Genomic DNA, 18,540 nt, shown 5'->3' on the forward strand with positions numbered 1-18,540 from the left:
CGTCTATGGGCGGCTTTTTTAGTTTTCTGATTGTGCTGATTTTTGGCGGGTCGATCGCCGCTAGCTCCGTCAAAATCATCAACCAAAGCGACGAGGCCCTAGTCGAAACCTTGGGCAAATACAACGGCAAAAAGCTCACCCCCGGCCTCAATTTTCTAATTCCCTTTCTCGACAAGGTGGTGTTTAGGCAAACTATTCGCGAACGTGTGCTCGATATTCCGCCTCAGCAGTGCATTACCCGCGACAACGTTTCAATCACGGTAGATGCGGTGGTGTACTGGCGCATTGTCGATATGGAGAAGGCCTACTACAAGGTCGAAAACCTGCAATCGGCGATGGTCAACCTGGTGCTCACCCAAATTCGTGCTGAAATGGGCCAGCTCGAGCTCGATCAAACCTTCACCGCCCGCTCTGAAATCAACGAAATTTTGCTGCGCGAGCTGGATATTTCCACTGACCCCTGGGGCGTAAAAGTAACACGGGTCGAACTGCGCGACATCGTGCCCTCTAAAGCGGTGCAGGAATCGATGGAGCTACAAATGGCGGCCGAGCGCAAAAAGCGGGCCGCTGTGCTGACCTCTGAAGGAGAGCGCGAAGCGGCAGTCAACTCGGCCAAAGGTCGAGCCGAGTCGTCAGTATTAGATGCCGAAGCTCGCCAAAAAGCCGCCCTTTTAGATGCCGAAGCACAGCAAAAAACCATCGTGTTGCGGGCCGAGGCTCTGCGCCAAGAGCAGTTGCTTCAGGCCAAAGGCACAGCCGAGGCCATGCAGGTGATCGCCAAAACCCTTGCCATCGACCCTGGCACTCGTGAAGCACTGCAATTCATCATTGCCCAGCACTATATGGAGATGGGGCTGAAAATCGGCAGCAGCGACAGCAGCAAGGTGATGTTTATGGACCCCCGCAGCATTCCGGCAACGCTAGAGGGCATGCGGGCGATCGTCAGTGAGGGGCAGTTGTAGAAAAGGCTTAGCTGCACGGGTAGGCCGGGTATGGCAAAAGCCAAACGTACTGTGGGCCCAACTGCACCTCAGCCCAGTGAGGCGGTAAAGCATTACCCCTTTGAAAACCTAGATACTCTATGCGGACAAAGGGCCAAGCGTTAGCTACTGAATATTAGTTTGAGCTGCATTAGCAGGATAGTCTGTTGATGCAGCTCAAATTGATCACGACAGTACATGAATTTTGCCTGTCGTGAACATCAGCTTACTGTAGCTTCTCAGTATCGCAGGGCAATGTGATAGTAAATGTTGTCCCCTTACCGATTTCGCTCTCCAAAGAAATGGTGCCGTGATGAGCCTGAACTCCCTGCTTCACAATTGCTAGGCCCAATCCAGTTCCCGCAATACAGTCAACATTCTTTGCCCGATAAAAAGGCTCAAATATGTTTTCTTGGTTCTCCTCAGGAATACCAATGCCCTGATCCTGAACTTGCAGAATTAGGTTACTTTCTTGATAACGGCATGAAACTCTTACGTCCCTTCCATCGAGAGAATACTTGACGGCATTAAAGACTAAGTTAGTCAGAATTTGCCGAACGATCATTTCGTCTAAAACAACGTTAATATTTTCTGGATAAGCATCAAAAAAGATGTTGCACCGAGTTTGAGAAATAAGCTTTATTTGGTCAATTACATCTTGAATTAAATACGAAAAATCAAGCAAAGTAGGTTTGAAGGCTTGCTTAGCTTCCTCTACCTGACCAACTGCTAAAACTCCATCCATGAGTTCGGTCATAGTTTGAACCGCGTCCTGGATCCGCTGAAAAGCTTCGTCCTTTTCCTTTTTATCCCATGTATGGCTGTAGTTCTTTAAAAGTTCAGCGTAGAGAACAATACTAGTCAAAGGGGTACGAAATTCGTGGGATGCCATGGAGATGAAGCGAGTTTTTAGTTCACTCAGTTCTCGTTCTTTTTGCAGCGCTTTTTCAACAATCTCCTCTGCCTGTTTACGGTCTGTAATATCAATATGGGAACCGGCCATCCGATAAGGTTTGCTCTGGTCATCCCAAAGAGCAACTGAGCGGGATAAAACCCAGCGGTAAGTTCCGTCTTTATGTCTAAGGCGATACTCTAGATCATAGGTCGGAATCTCGCGCTTTAGATAAGCGGCCAGGGCACTTTGTGCTCGCTGAACATCTTCAGGATGCAATCGCTCAATCCATTCTTCCAAGCGATTGGGAATTTCATGATCTGCGTAACCCAAGATGCTCTTCCAGCGAGGTGAAAAGAAGACCTCATTGGTCTTCATATCCCAATCCCATATTCCCCCGCTAGAGCCAAGAGTTGCCAGTTCAAATCGTTCTTGGCTAAGGCGTAACTTTTCTCCAATCTGATGTACATCTAAGCTAATTTGAGCTAGGCTTGCTAAATCACGTCGTTGTTCAATTTGTCTTGCAACTTGACGGCTAATAATTTTCAAACTCTCGGTCTGCTCAGCACTCAACCTTCGTGGCTCCTGATCCAAAACGCAAAGGGTACCGATCGCAGCACCTTCAGAAGTGATTAATGGAGCACCCGCATAAAATCGAATATGTGGATCACTGGTAACTAAAGGGTTATCAGAAAATCGTTCATCAATGGATGTATCTGGCACTAAAAATACGGCTGGTTGCAGAATGGCATGGGAGCAAAAGGCTATATCACGAGGCGTTTCAGGCACCGATAGTCCAATATTAGATTTGAACCACTGGCGATCGGCGTCAATTAAGCTAACCAGAGCGATCGGAGTATTGCAAATTTGGGAAGCCAGGCGAGTTAAGTCATCAAAGATATCTTCAGAAGCAGTATCGAGAATACTCAGACTACGTAAAACTTCTAGTCTTTCTGCTTCGTTAGCTGGAAGAGGGGCAATTCTCATTTAATTCTGTTTCTTGTCTTAAATTACAAGCCAAAATGAACATATCAAGGATGTCTCAGCCTGCTATAAACGTTTATCTTCAGATAGGAAAGCTTCAAACTGTTCTGCAGAAACAGCTGGGCTGAATAAGTAACCCTGAATTGCTTGACAACCCTGCTCCCGTAAAAAGTTAAACTGTTCTTGAGTCTCCACTCCTTCAGCAATAACTCGTAATTTTAAGCCCCGAGCCATCGCAATTATCGTTGTAACAATCGTGGCATTTTGGGGCGCATGAAAAATATCGTTAATAAAAGAGCGATCGATTTTCAAAATATCAAGCGGCAGACGCTTGAGGTAGTTTAAGGATGAGTAACCCGTACCAAAATCATCAAGAGAGATCTTAATTCCTACAGCCTTCAGCTCTCCCAAGAGAGCGATCGCAGCTTCTATGTCATCCATTAAGCTGGTTTCAGTAAGCTCTAGTTCCAAGCAATTTGGGTCGAGCTGGGTTTGACTTAAGATCTGGGTAATAGTTTGTACCAGACCTTCTTGCCTTAATTGAAACGCTGATAGATTTACAGAGACTTTAAGGGGAACTGGGTGAAGATCCTGCCATCTCTTAGTCTGAGCACAAACGGATTCTAAAACCCAATTACCAATTTCAATAATGTGGCCTGTTTTTTCTGCGATCGGAATAAATACGTTTGGGTCAACTAACCCTAACTCAGGATGATGCCATCGCAATAAGGCTTCGGCCCCCATGATGCGGCCAGTAATCAAATTAATTTTAGGCTGGTAGAGTATCTGAAATTCAGAATGCTCCAGGGCAATATTCAAGCCCTTTTCTATTAAACTGTTTTGCTCCGTCTTAGCTCCCATTTCCACCTCATAGAAATGATAGCTGTCTTTTCGAGACTGCTTAGCAAAACCCATAGCCATTTCGGCATGGCTTAACAATTTACCAAAGTCGCTCTGATCGTCAGGATAAAGAGCAATACCAATATTGGCCTGCACCGAAATTTTATGATCGTTAAGCCAGTATGGGTTTGCAAGACTACTCAAAATGGCCTTGACCTGATCCTCAACGGTTTTCCTATCTAAAGCGTTAACTAAAATCATGCTAAATACATCAGCATTGATTCGAGCTACTACATTTTCTTGGCCTGCATTTTCGAGCAGTCGTTCAGCTACAGCTTGAAGCAGCAAATCTCCCGTTGAGTAACCAAACGCATTGTTGACAGATTTAAACTGGTGTAAGTTTATACACAAAATCGCCATCATTTGTTGACGACGTTTTGCTATTGATAGAGCTTGCTGAAATTTTTGATATAGCAGAATACGGTTGGGCAGCTTAGTTAGTGCATCCTGATACGCTAAGGTGCTAATTTGCTCAGTTGCATGCTTCATCTCTGCAATGTAAGGATCAACAATTGCATTCTTTTTGTGTAGCCGACTGGTAATTGCCTCTGCCAATTCAGCCGTTGTGAACGGCTTAGCAAGATAGTCATCCGCACCCAAATTCATTCCTTTACGAATATCTAATCTATCAGCCTTGGCCGACAAGAAAATGAATGGAATGACCATCATTTCTGGATCTTGATGCAAGATTGTATAGACCTGATAGCCATCTATCTCTGGCATCATAATGTCACACACGATTAGGTCTGGAAAATGCATTTTTGCCAGTTGAATTCCAGTCTCACCATTCTCCGCTCCAATTGCTTCGAAACCGAGGCAGCTTAAAGACTGGACAATGCCTTCTCGAAGATCCTGGGTATCTTCAATGACTAGAATTTTTGCCATGGTTGCATTTTCTCCTTACCGCGTTTTAACGGTTCCTAATGAAAATTAAAGTTGCAGGTTATGCCACTGTTGGACAACATGCTGATTGAGTTAAAGAATCCTTATGAAAACTTTGTCGTTGCACCCAGCCACACTAAACTGTTCTAAGCTCTGAACAATCGCGATAAGCTAACAGAAGCAGACCTTCAAAAACTTTATGTTTTGATGAATGAGGGTGTTAATCCAATAAGCTTGCTGACAAATCCTAGAGTACCCAGTTGATCAGGACAAACTCCTACAGCTACGACCGATTGTTCGGTATGCAACTGATAATATTAAGAATATTTAAAGGCAAGAAGCTTCTTGTAGAGGGTATGGCGCACTTATATCGATACAAGCTCAAAGGCATCAAACACAGACCAAACCCTTCCCTTAGATGCCACTATCACCCTTTGGCATCCAATCTAAACTGATTGCATAATTTAGATCACGACGGAGATATTGAACCCCATGTTTTATCAACAGTGCGGTCCATTACGAAGTAGCAGCGGACTCAAGCTCTTGACAAAATTGGTCACGCTGTAGATTCATCTAGGGCAGCTACCACCTGATCGTAGATCTCGCGGGCGTGGTTGGGGCTGGTGCCAATGCAGGTGAGGCCTACCTTGCCATACTCCGACAGACAGCCCATGAGGTGGAAGGTCGCCCCCACCCCGCTAATGGAGTTGAAGTGTAGCTGCTTGGCGACGATGATATCCATCAGATCGCTGGGCAGCAGACCTCGGTATTGGGGTTTTTGCAAGTTGTCGGAGGCGCGGTAGTAGCGCACCTGCTCTTGCTTGGTGTAAAACAGTCCGTCAGCTGGGTGAAAGCGACCCTCAGTCAGCATTTTCATCGCCATGAGGGGGTGGGTAGTGCCGCCTTTGCGCAGGTTGATCTCAATCGCCTGGAGATCCCACTGGGGGGCTTTGGGGTCACCCTTGGCGACGGCAATAAAGTCGACGCCGTAGCGCTCTAGGGCACCCTGGCGGGCCAGTTCTTCACCAACGCGCTGGCCCATCTCCTGAATCTCAAGGCGATAGTCAGGCCGAGCCGGGAAGGAGCAGCCAAGAAAGATTTGCCCATCGGGACCGCCCAGTTCTTGGTCGTGGGTGGAGAGAATTTCGACCTCGCCTAGGGGGGTGATGCGGCCCTGCACGCTGGGGGATTCTTTGTGGTCGCCTTCGACAAAGGCTTCGGCGATCGCCCCCAGCACCGGAATTTTGGCCGAAAAGTGCTCCCAGGTTTCGATATCACTCTGAAAGCTCAGGGTGTGGAAGGCTTCGGTTAAAGCCCGAACGCGATCGCCATGTCCTGCACTTCCCGGAGCCACGGCCGACAATGCTCGCAGATCTAAAATTGCGTTACCTTCCCCCGAGAAGCCCTCGTTGAGCTTGATCACCATGCGCTTGAGGTTGGGGTCTTGCTCCCACACCTCGGCGGTGACTTGGGCTAGAGAGGCTTCGTCGAACACCAGCTCACTGCCAATGGGGTGGGGAATGTTGCAGCGCCTAAAAATCTCGCGGCTGCCGCTCTTGGTGCCCCAGTGCAGGAGATCGGGGTCGAGGGCCAACAGGGGCAGTCCCAGTGCCAGGGACAGGTCACGCTCCCAGGCGGTGGAGTTGTAGCAGGTCATGTAGGCGCGATCGGGATTGATCGCCTTACGAATGCGGTTGAGCAGGCGGGGGCGCTCTAGCAGCTTTTGGCTAAGGGGCTTGCCCGAGCTGTCGTAGGCCGACAGCAGGGTGAGGCGATCGCGCGCATGGGAACTGGGAATGCCTGGCAGCAGCTCTAGATAGTAATCGACAATGCTGGGGTGCAGCGGTTGCGAGGTGACATAGACCAGGTGCGTGTTGGGGTTGCGCAGCCGAATCAGCGAAAACAGCAGCCGCTCTTCGTAGTGGTTCACCCCCTCAATTTTTTGCAGCTCCTCCTGATCGAGGCTGAGTGAGGGCACCACCACCACATGCCGCTCCTGGGTGTCAAATTCATCAGTTGAACACCAGCGATCGCGCAGCGTCTGCTGCAATTGCTGAAAGCTGGGCCCAGCCTGCAAGCGCACCGGTTCTGTAGCCATAGCCGCCTCGTTCGCCGTCACCATCCTGACTACCCTCGCGATCGCTCAATCGGTTTTTGAATGAAAATTGGGAATGAAAGGTTTGCAAATGAGTATAGACGAAAGCTCTTGTCAGCCTGTGCAGGCCAATCCACAAGCGCCATTACTCACATCAAATAAATATTTTCACACCAATCTTTAGCCCCTGCTATCCCCACTAAGGCATAGGATCCAAAGTGCCAGCTACCGTTCCCCTGGCGATCGCTCAACCGGCTGCTGCCATGGACTAACAGTCTGATCTAAGCTGCGCCACCAGCAGCAGCAGTTGGTCGATTTTCTCTCGCAGCACAGTGGCGGGCTGGTTTGAATGGTTAATCATTAGGCTAAACACCAGAGGCTCGTAGTTGGGCGGTTGCACATAGCCTGACAGCGCTACATTACCGGTCAGCGCCCCCGATTTGCCCTGCAAGCGCCTCTCTAGCGCTGTGCCTCGCAGCCGATTGCTCAGGGTACCGCTCTGGCCTGCGATCGCTAGCGAATCCCGAAACACAGCCCCTTGAGGATGGGTGGTCATTACCTGGAGGGTCTCTACCAAGGCGATCGGCGACACTAGATTGTGCCGCGATAGCCCAGAGCCGTCCGCCAGCCGCAGAGCTGACGCATCCACCCCGATTTCTGCCAAGGCCGCCTTGACCGCCTCGCCCCCCGCTTGGCTGGCCTCCTCAACATCGTCCCCTTCGGTGATATTCCCCCCCGCCGTTACTCCCATAGTTTTGAACAGGGCCTCAGCATAGAGGTTATCGCTATCGCGGTTGGCCAAGACCATGAGCTCCCGGACAGAGGGAGACTCGATCGCCGCCAACTCTGGCTCTGCGATCGGGGCTGGGGTTTGCACAATCACCGTTTGCCCCACCGCCACCGACTGCCGCCGGAGAGCCTGCTCCATCGCCGCCGCAAACTGCTGGGCGGGGTTTAGTACCGCCAGATTCAGGGTCTGGGCACTGCTTCCCTGAGCCAGCTGCCCCGTCAGCCGAACTGTGGGCGAATCCCCCGTGCGCCAGACAGCCAGGGAGGTGGGAGTTGCCCCAGCGGCCACGGTCACCCCATCGTTCACTAGGGGTAGCGGGCCAGCGGGCAGCGGTTGAGGCCACACCGCGCTTAGCGGACTGCCCGCCTGGGTGGGAGCTATCTGCAATGCGATCGCATTGCGGTTGAGAATCAGGCTGTTGACCGGAGCCGCGTAGGCAAACTGAGCATCTTCCCACTCCCAGGTCGGATTAGTGGCAAACCCTGGAAAATACGAATCGTCAATGGTGAGGCGGCTGACCTGGGTTACCCCAGACTGAGTCAATTGCTGAACCAGATTATCGATCTGCGCCGTTGTCAGACTGGGATCACCCCGTCCTACCACCCGCAGCGCGGTGCTTCCCCCCGCGTCAGGAGTGCCATAGACGGAGGTGCGCAGGCGGTAGTAGCCCCCCAGCTGGTGAGCCGCCGCCGCTGTGGTCAGCAGTTTGATATTGGATGCTGGCGTGAAGAGGCGATCGCCGTTGCGGTTGTAGAGCGTACGGCGATTTTGCCCCTGGGTTTGCAGCACCATGCCCGTGTAGGCTTTGTCTAGGGGAGATTGGCTAAAGGCGCTGTCCAGCTGAGTTGTCAGCTGTGCCGGGCACAGAGCCGCTAAGGTCTCGGCAGCGGGAAGCATAGCGCTTAACAGACCCAGGACAAACCCTAGACCGACAGACTTAGCCCGTGACTTCACCATGCGCAAACCTATCAAACCTGCCCTAGCGTTCAGACCTAGCCCCTAAAACCGCGATGGCGCTTTTGCAGGGTTTCGACTTGTGCGGCGATCGCCGGATCGTACAGCCGTAGATAGTTCCAGTAGCCGCCAAACACCGATTGCACATAGCCCTTCGTTTCAGGGTACGGAATTTTTTCGGCAAAGTCGTCGGCATCAATAAAGCCACCTTTGTTGATCCAACTGGCTACAGCGCCCGGTCCGGCGTTGTAGCTGGCCACCGCAAACAGTGAGTGGTTGTCGTACTCAGAGTGGGTGTAGTCAAGGTACCAGGTGCCCAGCTTGACGTTGTCTTCAGGGCTGTTGAGGTCATAACTCGCTAACCCCGCTTGGCCCTTGATCCACTCAGCGGTGGCAGGCATCACCTGCATCAGGCCCGCCGCCCCAACTCCCGAGCGAATTTTGGCCTCAAAGCGTGACTCTTGGCGCATTAGCGCCGCTACTAGCAGAGGGTTAAGCTGGCGCTCTGCCGCCCAGGTGGTAATTAAACCTTTGTAGGGCATCGGATAGACGCCATGCCAAAAGTCGGGGCGCTGCTTGAGCTCGTGAACCACCTCGATGTCCTTGGGATCTTCGGCCAGGCTGAGGCTCGATACCTGGTAAATGCCGTTGATGTTGTCGTTCGTCCCCAACCGCATTAGCCCATCGACAAACTGTTCTTCCGGCGTTGGGTCTTGGTAGTTGGCGAACTCCATCTGCCACTGCTCCCAGGCCCGCTGGTCTTGCCCTAGCAGGTAAAGCTCTTGCAGGGTGTCAGAGCCCGTGGGTAATGGCGTACGGTGAGCGGGCGGAGCCACCGCTGGGGTCTGCGATCGCACCGACTGAAAGTCCCCCACATTCCAGCCTAAGGCCACCGCCGCCCGCCAGGCGTAGTATGACTCGGGATGTTGGGCAATCACGCTTTCTAGGGCACTCTGGGCAACATCACTCTGGCCCAGCTGGTGGCCCCACTTACCCACCCAGTACCCGGCATCGGCAGCCAAGTCGCTATCGGGGCTGTATTTGAGCACGTCGCTACCCCAGCTGAGAGCCATAGTCAGGTCACCCTGCTCGGCGGCATTACGGGCATTTTGCAGGCGAATGTCGGCCGCCGCATCGGAGTCTCTGTACTCTTTTAAGATCAGCTCGCGGGTGGCCTGGGCCGATTCAGCACTGTTTAACTTGTCGAGAATTTTGGCCCGCTCCAGAAGTGCCGCCGCCGCCCGATCCGGGAAGCGGTTGACCACCTGGTCAAGCACCCCGAGCGCTGCTTCGTCAGGCACACTCTGGGCCAGGCGCATGAGCCCGGTGGCGGTTTCAGACGCGTCGGGGAACTGCTGATCGAGCCGGTTGTAAAGGGCGATCGCGCGATCGCGCTTACCGCTCACCTGGGCTCCCCGTGCCGCTCGGTACAGGTTGCGGGGCGACGGCGGGGCCTGGGCATAAGCTACCGCCGCATCGCCGTAGCTGTCGATCCGCCAAAAGCCAAAGCCCACGGTTTGCCAATCTTCCGGGCTGAGCTGGCTGGCAAATTCTGTCTTGAGCCGCAGCAGAGCCGCCCCGGCGTTGGGATGGTGCAGCCCAGCTCGCGCCATAATCATCAGCAGCGGCAGGGTATCTGCCCGGTTGGGGTCGGCGGTCAGCCGCTGGTGGGCCACCTCCACCGCCTTGGGGTGGTTGGGGAACTGCTGCACCAAACGGTCCCAATAGGCCGAGTCTTGCTGGCCCAGCTCGAAAAGCAGCGGGGCGATCGCGCCATTAGTCTCATACTCTTTCAACAGGCGCTGTTGAGTTTGCTGAGCCGCCTCGGTCTGCCCCGCCGCCCGCTGAGCCTGGGCCAGCGCCAGCGCTACGTAGGGGGCCATCGCCGGGTACTCCGCCTCCAGCCCCTCCAGCAGAGGAATCGCGCTGCCGCCGCGATCTTGGGCGATTAAATCCAGCGCCAGCAGATAGCGGGCGCGGCTCTGGGTGAGCGACTCGCCGCCATCGGTCAAGGCCACTAGCGCTGCTTGGCGCTGGTCTGCGGACTGTAGAGCGAGCGTCAGCACGGGGTCATCGGCATCCAACGCCGGCGATCGCCCCAGGCCCGGCAGCAGCGATTCTTCCAAAATTGTGGTGGAGTCGCCCGGTGACGACACCGTATTCACTAGGGCAGCAGCCATTCCTAAAGACAGGGCACCAAGCCCCGCGATCGCCACCAGGGGCAGCTTCGCCTTTAACCGTTTCACCATGGCACGCCCATGCACTCTAGATAAGGGTTGTAGTCGAAAAGTTATCCCGTGGCGCAGTGGGGAAGCCGAAGTAAAATTTCTCCCTAGCTGACCCATGCCGTTATATCTTACCTAGCCAATCCAGGATCGATGACTTCATCCGCCCCGTCCCCGCCAGAGGCTGCCTAAGGTTTATAGTAAACAGAGCATACTAGCCCCAAGGTTGAATGGAATTTCACGCCTCTAACACCCCCCTTCTAGACTGGTCTGGCGATGCCCTCATCATTGGCCTCAGCGAAGACGCCCTGCCCCTTAGCGGCACCCTGGCCGAGCTCAACAGCCGTGTCTCTGGCCTGCTGCAAGACCTGATCGACGATGTTGAATTCACCGGCAAAGACGGGGCCACCGCCATCACCCGCGTGGGCAGTGGGGCCAGATTCCGCAAGCTAGGGCTAGTTGGTCTAGGGGCTAGCAGTGCCATGACGGCCGACACGTTGCGCCGCGCCGCCGCCACCGCCGCCCGCCTCGCCAAAAAAGAAAAATCGGCCTCCCTCGGCCTGAGCATGCCCCTAGTGCAGAACGATCCGGCCCTCACCACCCAGGTCCTAGCCGAAGGCGTCAGCCTAGCCCTTCACCAAGATAACCGTTTCAAGTCGGAGGATAAAAACGGCAAAAAGAACGGTAAAGCCCCCGTCGAACATATTCACCTGCTCGATTTAGCCGGGCAAGAGAGCAGTCTTCAAACGGCCCAAGCGATCTGCGATGGCGTTATTTTGGCCCGTGAACTGGTGTCGGCCCCGGCTAACGTTGTTACCCCAGAAGCCCTAGCCCAAACCGCCCAGGACATCGCCACGGCTCATGGCCTAGAGCTAGAGATTCTAGAGCAAGCCGACTGCGAAGCGCTGGGCATGGGTGCCTATCTGGGAGTAGCCAAGGCCTCCGACCTACCGGCCAAGTTTATTCACCTTACCTATAAGCCTGCCGGTACACCCGCTCGCAAGCTGGCCATTATCGGCAAGGGGCTCACCTTCGACTCCGGCGGTCTCAACATCAAGGGTGCGGGCAGCGGCATCGAAATGATGAAAATCGACATGGGCGGCGCCGCCGCTATGCTCGGAGCCGCCAAGGCGATCGCTCAGCTCAAGCCCAATACCGAAGTCCACTTCATTAGCGCCGCCGCTGAAAACATGATCAGCGGTCGAGCGATGCGCCCCGGCGACATTCTCACCGCCTCCAACGGCAAAACCATTGAAGTCAACAACACCGACGCTGAGGGCCGTCTCACCCTAGCCGATGCCCTGGTGTTTGCCGAAAAGCTGGGCGTTGATGCGATCGTTGACCTGGCCACCCTCACCGGAGCCTGCATCATTGCCCTAGGCGACGATATTGCCGGACTGTTTAGCGAAAACGAGGAGCTAGCAGGGGCGATCGCCGCTGCCGCCGAAGCCGCTGGCGAAAAGTTCTGGCGTCTACCCATGGAAGAAAAATACTTCGACGGGCTCAAGTCAATTGTGGCCGACATGAAAAACACCGGTCCTCGCCCTGGCGGCTCGATCACAGCTGCTCTCTTCCTAAAGCAGTTTGTCACCTCTACTCCCTGGGTTCACCTCGACGTAGCCGGTCCCGTCTGGACCGAGAAAGAAAGTGGTTATAACAATCCCGGCGGCACGGGATTTGGGGTGCGCACCCTGGTTCACTGGGTACTTAGACAAGAGGCCTAGGCAACTCTACCCGCATAGGCGACAACCCCACGACCTTGATGATGAGAGCAATCATCATCAAGGTCGTGGGGTTTATTGTTATCTGTTCATCTATTGATGTATTAACCACAGGCATAAACCGACCGGAACAAACCGTTCCTAAGCCCGTCTTAACCTCAAGCACACACGCGATACGCCACAAACCAGTGACTTAACCTGAAATTACTAAAATTACTGACATTTCAAGCGGCTCTTGTGCTTAGAAATACTTAATCAGCCATGTTCTCTGTGCTAAAACACAGTAAACCAGATAAATCTTAAAAAAGCCGTAGCTCTATTGGGCTTTGGGTTCGCTATTGCATTTAAGCAGCGGTTAATTAAGGCACCACTTTTTACATGTCTATTAGACGTGAGAGTTCTCTATCTATAGTAGTTTCAGTAGCAAGTTGTTTGTTCCTAATCGTTGCTATTCTGAGCGGTTTAATCTTTTATATCTCTATGCCAACGCCCTAAGCTTCTATGTTTTTTTCAGTCGCTTAGGACTTTTTTAGATTTTAGTTCTTCTGAGGGGTTAGTCGTGCTTAGTTTCTTTCTAAGCAAACTTTAGGCTGAGAAGACATATTTAGAGGGGTCTAAAAAATCGCTTTAAGGAACCTAAGGTTTCATCCCAAAGGTAGGTATATTCCTCCTGATTTTAGCTGTAGTATTGCCTTAACTATGCTATTCGTCGGTTTGATGAATACACTCATGGTTTTAGAAGTGAGCACACGGCCTTAGCCATCCTTGTTTTTGATGAAACCTAGATGATTACCGCAAAGGTATCATCGCTGTCTATTTGTGTTGTCTCATTGGAATAAGCCCATGAAGTTTATTGATTATTTTGACCGCATTGCGATCGTTTATCTGCCGGAGCGAAAACGACGGTTTAGAAGTATTCAACGCCAGGTCAAACGCTTGGGCATAGAAGACAAAGTGCAATGGTTTCAGGGTTTGAAGTTCGATGACGCGGGACAATTTCCCAAAGCTAGTGTGAGAGGCTGCGTCATGAGCAACTATGAGCTGCTTCGTAAAGCTGCTGATGACAACGTTGAACGTCTCCTGCTCTTTCAAGAAGACTGCGTGCTTAGCCAACGCTTAATCCGCCAAGAGTCGGCAATTTTAGATGAACTCATCGATCGCCGCTGGGATTTTGCCTACTTTGGCTGTCAGCCTTACTCCAACGATATGGCCAACGGCAAAAAGACAACTCTCAGCCCTACGCCCGATCGCTTTTTCTCCCAAATTAGGGTTCGACAAAACATTCGTGAAACCCATTTTTGGACTTGCCAAGGTCGGGCCATTCCTAAACTTGTCGAGTTCATGGAAGCATCCTTCGATCGCCCTGTGAATCACCCAGACTGTGGCCCCATGTATTTTGATGGGTACATGAATGAAATTCGCTACCGCAACCCAGACCTAATTACCTTAGCTGCTACACCGAATTTGGGTTGGCCTCTAAGCAGTGTAAGCAACCTCAACCCAGGCAAATTAGACCGCATTCCTGGTGTGTCTTCAGCTTTACATGTTGTTCGAGGAACCAAGAATTTTTGCTTAGAGACAGCAGACTTTGTCCGCCACAGCTTAACGCCTGGCGACCAGCAGGTTGGTTAAAGCTTTGCCAAGCTCTATCTGCCATAGCGCTGTTTAGTCACCCTATAGTATTGAATCTGGTTCAGCGTCCTGCAGGTTGTGAACCAGATGTAGACAAAAGACAGTGATTCCCGGTAAAGCCGTGGTACTCGACCCTAGAGCAGTAAAAATTGCTCTAGGGTCGAGTTGTAGGAAACCGTCTAGGTGTGAGGTGGGCTACTGCTATCAAAAAACTAATCGGCTATTATGGCAGCAAATATTGCCCCTAAGAGCTCTAGGATAAAGCTTCTAGCTTCCTAGCCTGCTGGTGCAATACCTAACACCTTGGCATTTTGGTTCGGAGAGACTCGTGACTATCTACATTGGGAACTTGTCCTTTCAGGCTTCTGAGGACGACATCAAAAGTATTTTCGCCGAATACGGTGAGGTCACCCGTATTAGCCTACCTATCGATCGCGAAACCGGTCGCAAGCGTGGCTTTGCATTTGTCGACATGGCTGATGAAGCCAAAGAAGACCAGGCGATCTCCGAGCTGGATGGAGCCGAGTGGCTGGGTCGCGAATTGCGCGTCAACAAGGCCCGCCCCCGCACTGACAATAGTGGTGACAATCGCTCCAATCGCAGCGATCGGTTCTCCCATAATCCTCTCTAAACCAGTACTTTCAAACCTCAATCTATGGTTGAGGTAGTTCTGTGCAGAGTTGTATCAATTGCATGGTTAGGCCGCTATTTTAACGGCTTTACCATAGGAAGCTTTAAACCGTGGTTTTACGCTATTCTTCATCCACTGCCGTTGGTTGAACAGGATAGCTATGGGACGGTGGCAATGGGTACTTTTTCCGCTAGGGCTACTGGTTGGCTTAGGCGCATTGCTGTTGCTAGCTGACTCCTTGCTGCGCCTTTACAACTTGTTGGCACTGGTATCACCCCTGCTGGCTCGGGCAACGCTGAGCGTAATTGCAATCCTTGGTTCAGTATCGCTAGGGGCTGTTATCTATCGACTATGGCCTTTTTTACGTCCTCGCCGCCGTCGCCATCTTCAAGCTCCTCGCCATGCTGAAGAGGCGGCCGCGGTCAACCTACTCGCGGTACAGCGCCAAGTTGAGCAAATTCAAGACCAGGTGGCCCGCCAAGCGCTACAGCAAAAAGCGTTGAATCTGCAGTTGGATCTAAACACTCGTGCTCTAACCATTGCCGTCTTTGGAGTGGGGTCAGCAGGGAAAACAGCGCTAATCAACGGGCTTTTAGGGCAATCCGTCGGTGAGGTGGGCGCCGCTATGGGCACAACACAAGTTCAGCATGCCTATGCCTGGACTATGCCCAACAGTCCTAGGAACATTCAAATTATTGATACGCCCGGTATTGCAGAAGTTGGCATCGCTGGTACAGAGCGGGAAACAGAAGCTCGTAGAACTGCGACCGAAGCTGATTTAATTGTGTTTGTTATCGACGATGACCTGCGGCAGGCGGAATATGCTGTATTGAAAATGCTGATGGACATAGGCAAGCGGGTATTGGTAGTGCTCAATAAGGCCGATCGCTACGTTGAAGCCGACCTAGAAGCATTGCTAGATCGCCTGCGATCGCGTATTGTGCCACCCCTCAACCCCGATGATGTCATTGCCGTAGCGGCATTACCTCAGCCTTTGCCTCAGGTAGGCGGTGGTTGGCTGCAAATGCAGCCTAATCTCTCACCCCTACAGACACGTCTCGCCGACCTACTTCGCCAAGAAGGCGAAACCCTGATCGCTGACAACCTGTTGCTACAAACTCAGCAGCTTGGAGAAACGGCTCGGCAGATGATCAATGACCAACGGCAGATCCAAGCGGAGACAGTTATCGACCGTTACCAGTGGCTTGGAGCAGGGGCGATCGCGGTCACCCCTCTGCCTGGCCTTGATTTCTTAGCTACAGCCGCCATCAATGCCCAGATGGTTGTTGAACTAAGTCAAATCTATGGCTGCGAGGTCAGCCTAGAAGAAGGCAAAGCCTTGGCTTTATCAGTAGCTAAAACACTAACCGGTCTAGGGCTGGTTAAAGGTACTGTAGACCTGCTGGCTTTGGGATTGCAAACCAACTTAGCTACCGTGATCGCCGGGCGTGCGCTCAAAGGAGCCAGCGGTGCATACCTAACCCGCATTGCCGGCAAAAGCTTTGTGGAGTATTTTCGCCACAATCAAAGCTGGGGAGACGACGGGATGAGTGCGGTTGTCGAGCAGCAGTTTCGTCTCAACCAGCGTGATGCTATCGTGAAAGCGTTTGTCAAAGAGGCGATTGCCCGAATTACACCAACAGCCTAAGGTTAATCTTAGAGAAAACCAGCCATTCTTTTTCAGCAGGCTAATTAACCAGAGAACAGCCAACCTTCCGGGCATACTACAGGATAGCCATATCTATTCACCCCCGTCAGCCCTAGACTCGGTTACTCGCCGGCAGGGCTGGCTTTTTATTGAGCTTCGTAGATTTTACCCCAGCCCTGAATCCTCGAAGTCGGGGCAGTCAATGGCAGATTCTGACAACGCAGTCTTAGGATGTATAGGGCACTTTAGACGATGGTCGTTGGTGAAGTAGCGGCAATCCGCACAAGGAATTTTGTGCATCACAGTCGCTCGGCTTACCCCATCTCGTACAGTTAGCACCAGATTCCAAAGGGTGAGCCCTACCATTAACCAAGCCACAACAAAGCAGAAGGGCACTAGCACAGTCTGCACTAGCGACACCAACCACACTGGCAGAGCCATGAGTTGTAGCACCATAATTCAAAGCCCGAGGCTCACTTCCTCAGTTCCTGGCTATCATTTTAAGCTTGGTGCTCACTGCGATCCACAAATTATTGAATTTAGATGTTCTGCAATACTGTGCCAAGAGGGTTAACTACTGCTGTGTTGGGTTGGATCCCTAGGGTTGGTTGCCTTCAGTTGCGATCGCTAACTGCACTCCAGGTAAAGTCCGTAACTGATCCATAACCGCCACAACCTGCCCATGACTAACTGACTGGTCTGCTCGAATTACCACAAGGCCACCGTTTGTCAGCGTACCCAAGGTTTGGACTGCCTCCAAAAGCTGCTCATCGGCTACTGCACGCTCCCCCACAAACAGCTCACCAGCCGCATTCAAAGACACTACAACCTGGCGTTGATCTTGAGTTTCCGCTGTTTCTGCCCCTGGCAGCACCACCGGCAGCCCCTGATTACGAGTCAAAAACAAACTAGAGACAATAAAAAACGCCAACACCGCAAAGACTACATCAATCATCGGCACGATGTTGATTTGCACAGGCGGTTCCGGCTCTTCAGGAAGATTCATAATTAAAATTTTGAATAAAACAAAGTCACTTCGGGATAACCAACTCGCGGAACCAGGCAGACTTAACTTTGTGTAACAACATTTCAGCCACCACATTATCGACCGGCATCACAGACAAACGATTTCCTGGTCGCACGACCCACAGTTCTTCAGGAGAAAATGTATTCCGAAGTTCCTCCAAGGAGATAGTAGTTTTGAACGTTTCCAAATAACCTACTGTTACTGTATGCCAGCGTGGTTTATCGTTAGAGGATTTGGGATCATAATAATTACTTGTTGGGTCGAACTGGCTTGGATCAATTACATTAGTTTTTACAACTTCCATTAAGCCTACAATGGCTGGGGTTTTGACGTTTGAATGATAAAAAAAAGCCTTGTCTCCTAAAGCCATACTGTTAAGAAAATTACGAGCCTGATAGTTGCGTACCCCGTCCCAAATTTCAGTGCGATCGTGCTCCAAATCTTGAATGCTATAAACATCAGGTTCGGACTTCATCAACCAGTAAGCCATCGCCAACTACCTTCCTCAACAAAGTCACCTGAACATCGCCGTAAGCCATTAACGTAGCTTGTCGTCCACCTGTGGAGACATGCTCAAGCCTGAGAGATATCGCTGACTGAAGAGGTTCACGTATACGCTCCGCCCATTCAATCGCTAACACGCCAGAAAGTGCTTCACCCCCATCACAATAAACTTCATCCAATTCCAGCGCATCTACTTGACTCGTTTCCAAACGATATAGGTCTACATGATAGAGAGGAATACGCCCTTCCAAGTACTCATTGATAAGGGTAAACGTAGGACTACTGATTGGCTCCACAACCCCAAGGCCAGCTCCCAGCCCTTGTATCAACGTTGTCTTTCCACTACCTAAATCTCCAAAGAGCAACAGTATGGTTCCTCTAGAACAAAATTGCCCTAGTTTATAACCAAGATTATGGGTTGCATTGGGATTTGACAGATTGATAACAAAGGAGAAGAGCTTACTCATTAATGCAACAACCCTCAATATAGCTCTCGAGACACCAGCTATAGTATCAATTAAAAACCCCTACCATTTCTCCGAGGAGTGATGGTAGGGGTTAGAGTAAGGACCTGGCATCGAGCTATTTTGACAAGGGGCAACCCCCTCACTATCTTCGCCGCAGCTGCGTTTCACGACTGAGTTCGGGATGGGTCAGAGTGGGACCACAGCGCCA

The 18,540-nt window shown here is 51.8% G+C and carries 14 protein-coding genes and 1 rRNA gene; 5 read left to right on the forward strand and 10 right to left on the reverse strand.

Annotated elements, in window-relative coordinates; all coding sequences use genetic code 11:
• The first annotated feature begins 5 nt into the window (after positions 1-5).
• A complete protein-coding gene (locus tag H6F75_RS09500; protein WP_190751486.1) occupies positions 6-962 on the forward strand; it encodes an SPFH domain-containing protein in 957 nt (318 codons plus the stop codon).
• Between the two features lie 244 nt (positions 963-1,206).
• On the opposite strand, the gene H6F75_RS09505 is transcribed toward H6F75_RS09500, so the two are convergent.
• The 5 genes from H6F75_RS09505 to H6F75_RS09525 all read right to left on the reverse strand — a co-directional run bounded on the left by H6F75_RS09505 (position 1,207) and on the right by H6F75_RS09525 (position 10,726).
• Entirely contained in the window at positions 1,207-2,859 is a 1,653-nt protein-coding gene (locus H6F75_RS09505; RefSeq protein WP_190751488.1) for an ATP-binding protein, read from the reverse strand.
• A 63-nt stretch (positions 2,860-2,922) separates the two neighbouring features.
• Positions 2,923-4,641, reverse strand: a complete 1,719-nt coding sequence (locus H6F75_RS09510) for an EAL domain-containing protein (protein WP_190751490.1) — start codon at positions 4,639-4,641, stop codon at positions 2,923-2,925.
• Between the two features lie 553 nt (positions 4,642-5,194).
• Positions 5,195-6,760 carry a peptide ligase PGM1-related protein gene (locus H6F75_RS09515; RefSeq protein WP_190751492.1) on the reverse strand — a complete coding sequence of 522 codons (1,566 nt, stop codon included), beginning with the start codon at positions 6,758-6,760 and terminating at the stop codon, positions 5,195-5,197.
• Between the two features lie 241 nt (positions 6,761-7,001).
• Complete coding sequence (gene dacB / locus H6F75_RS09520) at positions 7,002-8,480, reverse strand: D-alanyl-D-alanine carboxypeptidase/D-alanyl-D-alanine-endopeptidase (RefSeq protein WP_190751494.1); 1,479 nt, start codon at positions 8,478-8,480, stop codon at positions 7,002-7,004.
• Between the two features lie 35 nt (positions 8,481-8,515).
• Complete coding sequence (locus H6F75_RS09525) at positions 8,516-10,726, reverse strand: lytic transglycosylase domain-containing protein (protein WP_190751496.1); 2,211 nt, start codon at positions 10,724-10,726, stop codon at positions 8,516-8,518.
• Between the two features lie 206 nt (positions 10,727-10,932).
• Here H6F75_RS09525 and H6F75_RS09530 point away from each other — a divergent pair, with 206 nt between their 5' ends.
• The 4 genes from H6F75_RS09530 (at position 10,933) to H6F75_RS09545 (ending at position 16,334) form a co-directional block, all read left to right on the forward strand.
• The gene (locus H6F75_RS09530; protein ID WP_190751498.1) at positions 10,933-12,426 is read left to right on the forward strand and encodes a leucyl aminopeptidase; all 1,494 of its coding nucleotides are present in this window, start codon (positions 10,933-10,935) and stop codon (positions 12,424-12,426) included.
• Between the two features lie 840 nt (positions 12,427-13,266).
• A complete protein-coding gene (locus H6F75_RS09535; protein ID WP_190751500.1) occupies positions 13,267-14,055 on the forward strand; it encodes a hypothetical protein in 789 nt (262 codons plus the stop codon).
• A gap of 328 nt (positions 14,056-14,383) precedes the next feature.
• Positions 14,384-14,686, forward strand: coding sequence for an RNA-binding protein (locus H6F75_RS09540; RefSeq protein ID WP_190751502.1), 303 nt, complete (start codon positions 14,384-14,386; stop codon positions 14,684-14,686).
• A 160-nt stretch (positions 14,687-14,846) separates the two neighbouring features.
• Entirely contained in the window at positions 14,847-16,334 is a 1,488-nt protein-coding gene (locus tag H6F75_RS09545) for a GTP-binding protein (RefSeq protein WP_242019831.1), read from the forward strand.
• A 165-nt stretch (positions 16,335-16,499) separates the two neighbouring features.
• Here H6F75_RS09545 and H6F75_RS09550 read toward each other — a convergent pair whose 3' ends face one another.
• The 5 genes from H6F75_RS09550 to rrf all read right to left on the reverse strand — a co-directional run.
• Positions 16,500-16,790, reverse strand: coding sequence for a hypothetical protein (locus H6F75_RS09550; protein WP_190751504.1), 291 nt, complete (start codon positions 16,788-16,790; stop codon positions 16,500-16,502).
• A 142-nt stretch (positions 16,791-16,932) separates the two neighbouring features.
• The gene (locus H6F75_RS09555; RefSeq protein ID WP_190751506.1) at positions 16,933-17,340 is read right to left on the reverse strand and encodes a biopolymer transporter ExbD; all 408 of its coding nucleotides are present in this window, start codon (positions 17,338-17,340) and stop codon (positions 16,933-16,935) included.
• Between the two features lie 25 nt (positions 17,341-17,365).
• The gene (locus H6F75_RS09560) at positions 17,366-17,851 is read right to left on the reverse strand and encodes an EVE domain-containing protein (protein WP_190751508.1); all 486 of its coding nucleotides are present in this window, start codon (positions 17,849-17,851) and stop codon (positions 17,366-17,368) included.
• Positions 17,820-18,332, reverse strand: coding sequence for a tRNA (adenosine(37)-N6)-threonylcarbamoyltransferase complex ATPase subunit type 1 TsaE (tsaE, locus tag H6F75_RS09565; RefSeq protein ID WP_190751517.1), 513 nt, complete (start codon positions 18,330-18,332; stop codon positions 17,820-17,822). Before tsaE ends, H6F75_RS09560 begins: the two co-directional genes overlap by 32 nt.
• 102 nt (positions 18,333-18,434) lie before the next feature.
• Positions 18,435-18,540: ribosomal RNA gene (gene rrf / locus H6F75_RS09570) — 5S ribosomal RNA — on the reverse strand; the annotation flags it as partial.

The sequence above is a fragment of the Nodosilinea sp. FACHB-131 genome (genome assembly GCF_014695395.1).
In the GTDB taxonomy this organism is placed as follows: domain Bacteria; phylum Cyanobacteriota; class Cyanobacteriia; order Phormidesmidales; family Phormidesmidaceae; genus Nodosilinea.

Bases quoted from the DNA above. Each gene is read 5' to 3' on its own strand.
- H6F75_RS09550 (WP_190751504.1), bottom strand. From the start codon at position 16,790: ATGGTGCTACAACTCATGGCTCTGCCAGTGTGGTTGGTGTCGCTAGTG.
- H6F75_RS09525 (WP_190751496.1), bottom strand. From the start codon at position 10,726: ATGGTGAAACGGTTAAAGGCGAAGCTGCCCCTGGTGGCGATCGCGGGG.
- H6F75_RS09510 (WP_190751490.1), bottom strand. From the start codon at position 4,641: ATGGCAAAAATTCTAGTCATTGAAGATACCCAGGATCTTCGAGAAGGC.
- H6F75_RS09500 (WP_190751486.1), top strand. From the start codon at position 6: ATGGGCGGCTTTTTTAGTTTTCTGATTGTGCTGATTTTTGGCGGGTCG.
- H6F75_RS09530 (WP_190751498.1), top strand. From the start codon at position 10,933: ATGGAATTTCACGCCTCTAACACCCCCCTTCTAGACTGGTCTGGCGAT.
- H6F75_RS09505 (WP_190751488.1), bottom strand. From the start codon at position 2,859: ATGAGAATTGCCCCTCTTCCAGCTAACGAAGCAGAAAGACTAGAAGTT.
- H6F75_RS09555 (WP_190751506.1), bottom strand. From the start codon at position 17,340: ATGAATCTTCCTGAAGAGCCGGAACCGCCTGTGCAAATCAACATCGTG.
- tsaE (WP_190751517.1), bottom strand. From the start codon at position 18,332: ATGAGTAAGCTCTTCTCCTTTGTTATCAATCTGTCAAATCCCAATGCA.
- H6F75_RS09515 (WP_190751492.1), bottom strand. From the start codon at position 6,760: ATGGTGACGGCGAACGAGGCGGCTATGGCTACAGAACCGGTGCGCTTG.
- dacB (WP_190751494.1), bottom strand. From the start codon at position 8,480: ATGGTGAAGTCACGGGCTAAGTCTGTCGGTCTAGGGTTTGTCCTGGGT.
- H6F75_RS09545 (WP_242019831.1), top strand. From the start codon at position 14,847: ATGGGACGGTGGCAATGGGTACTTTTTCCGCTAGGGCTACTGGTTGGC.
- H6F75_RS09560 (WP_190751508.1), bottom strand. From the start codon at position 17,851: ATGGCTTACTGGTTGATGAAGTCCGAACCTGATGTTTATAGCATTCAA.
- H6F75_RS09535 (WP_190751500.1), top strand. From the start codon at position 13,267: ATGAAGTTTATTGATTATTTTGACCGCATTGCGATCGTTTATCTGCCG.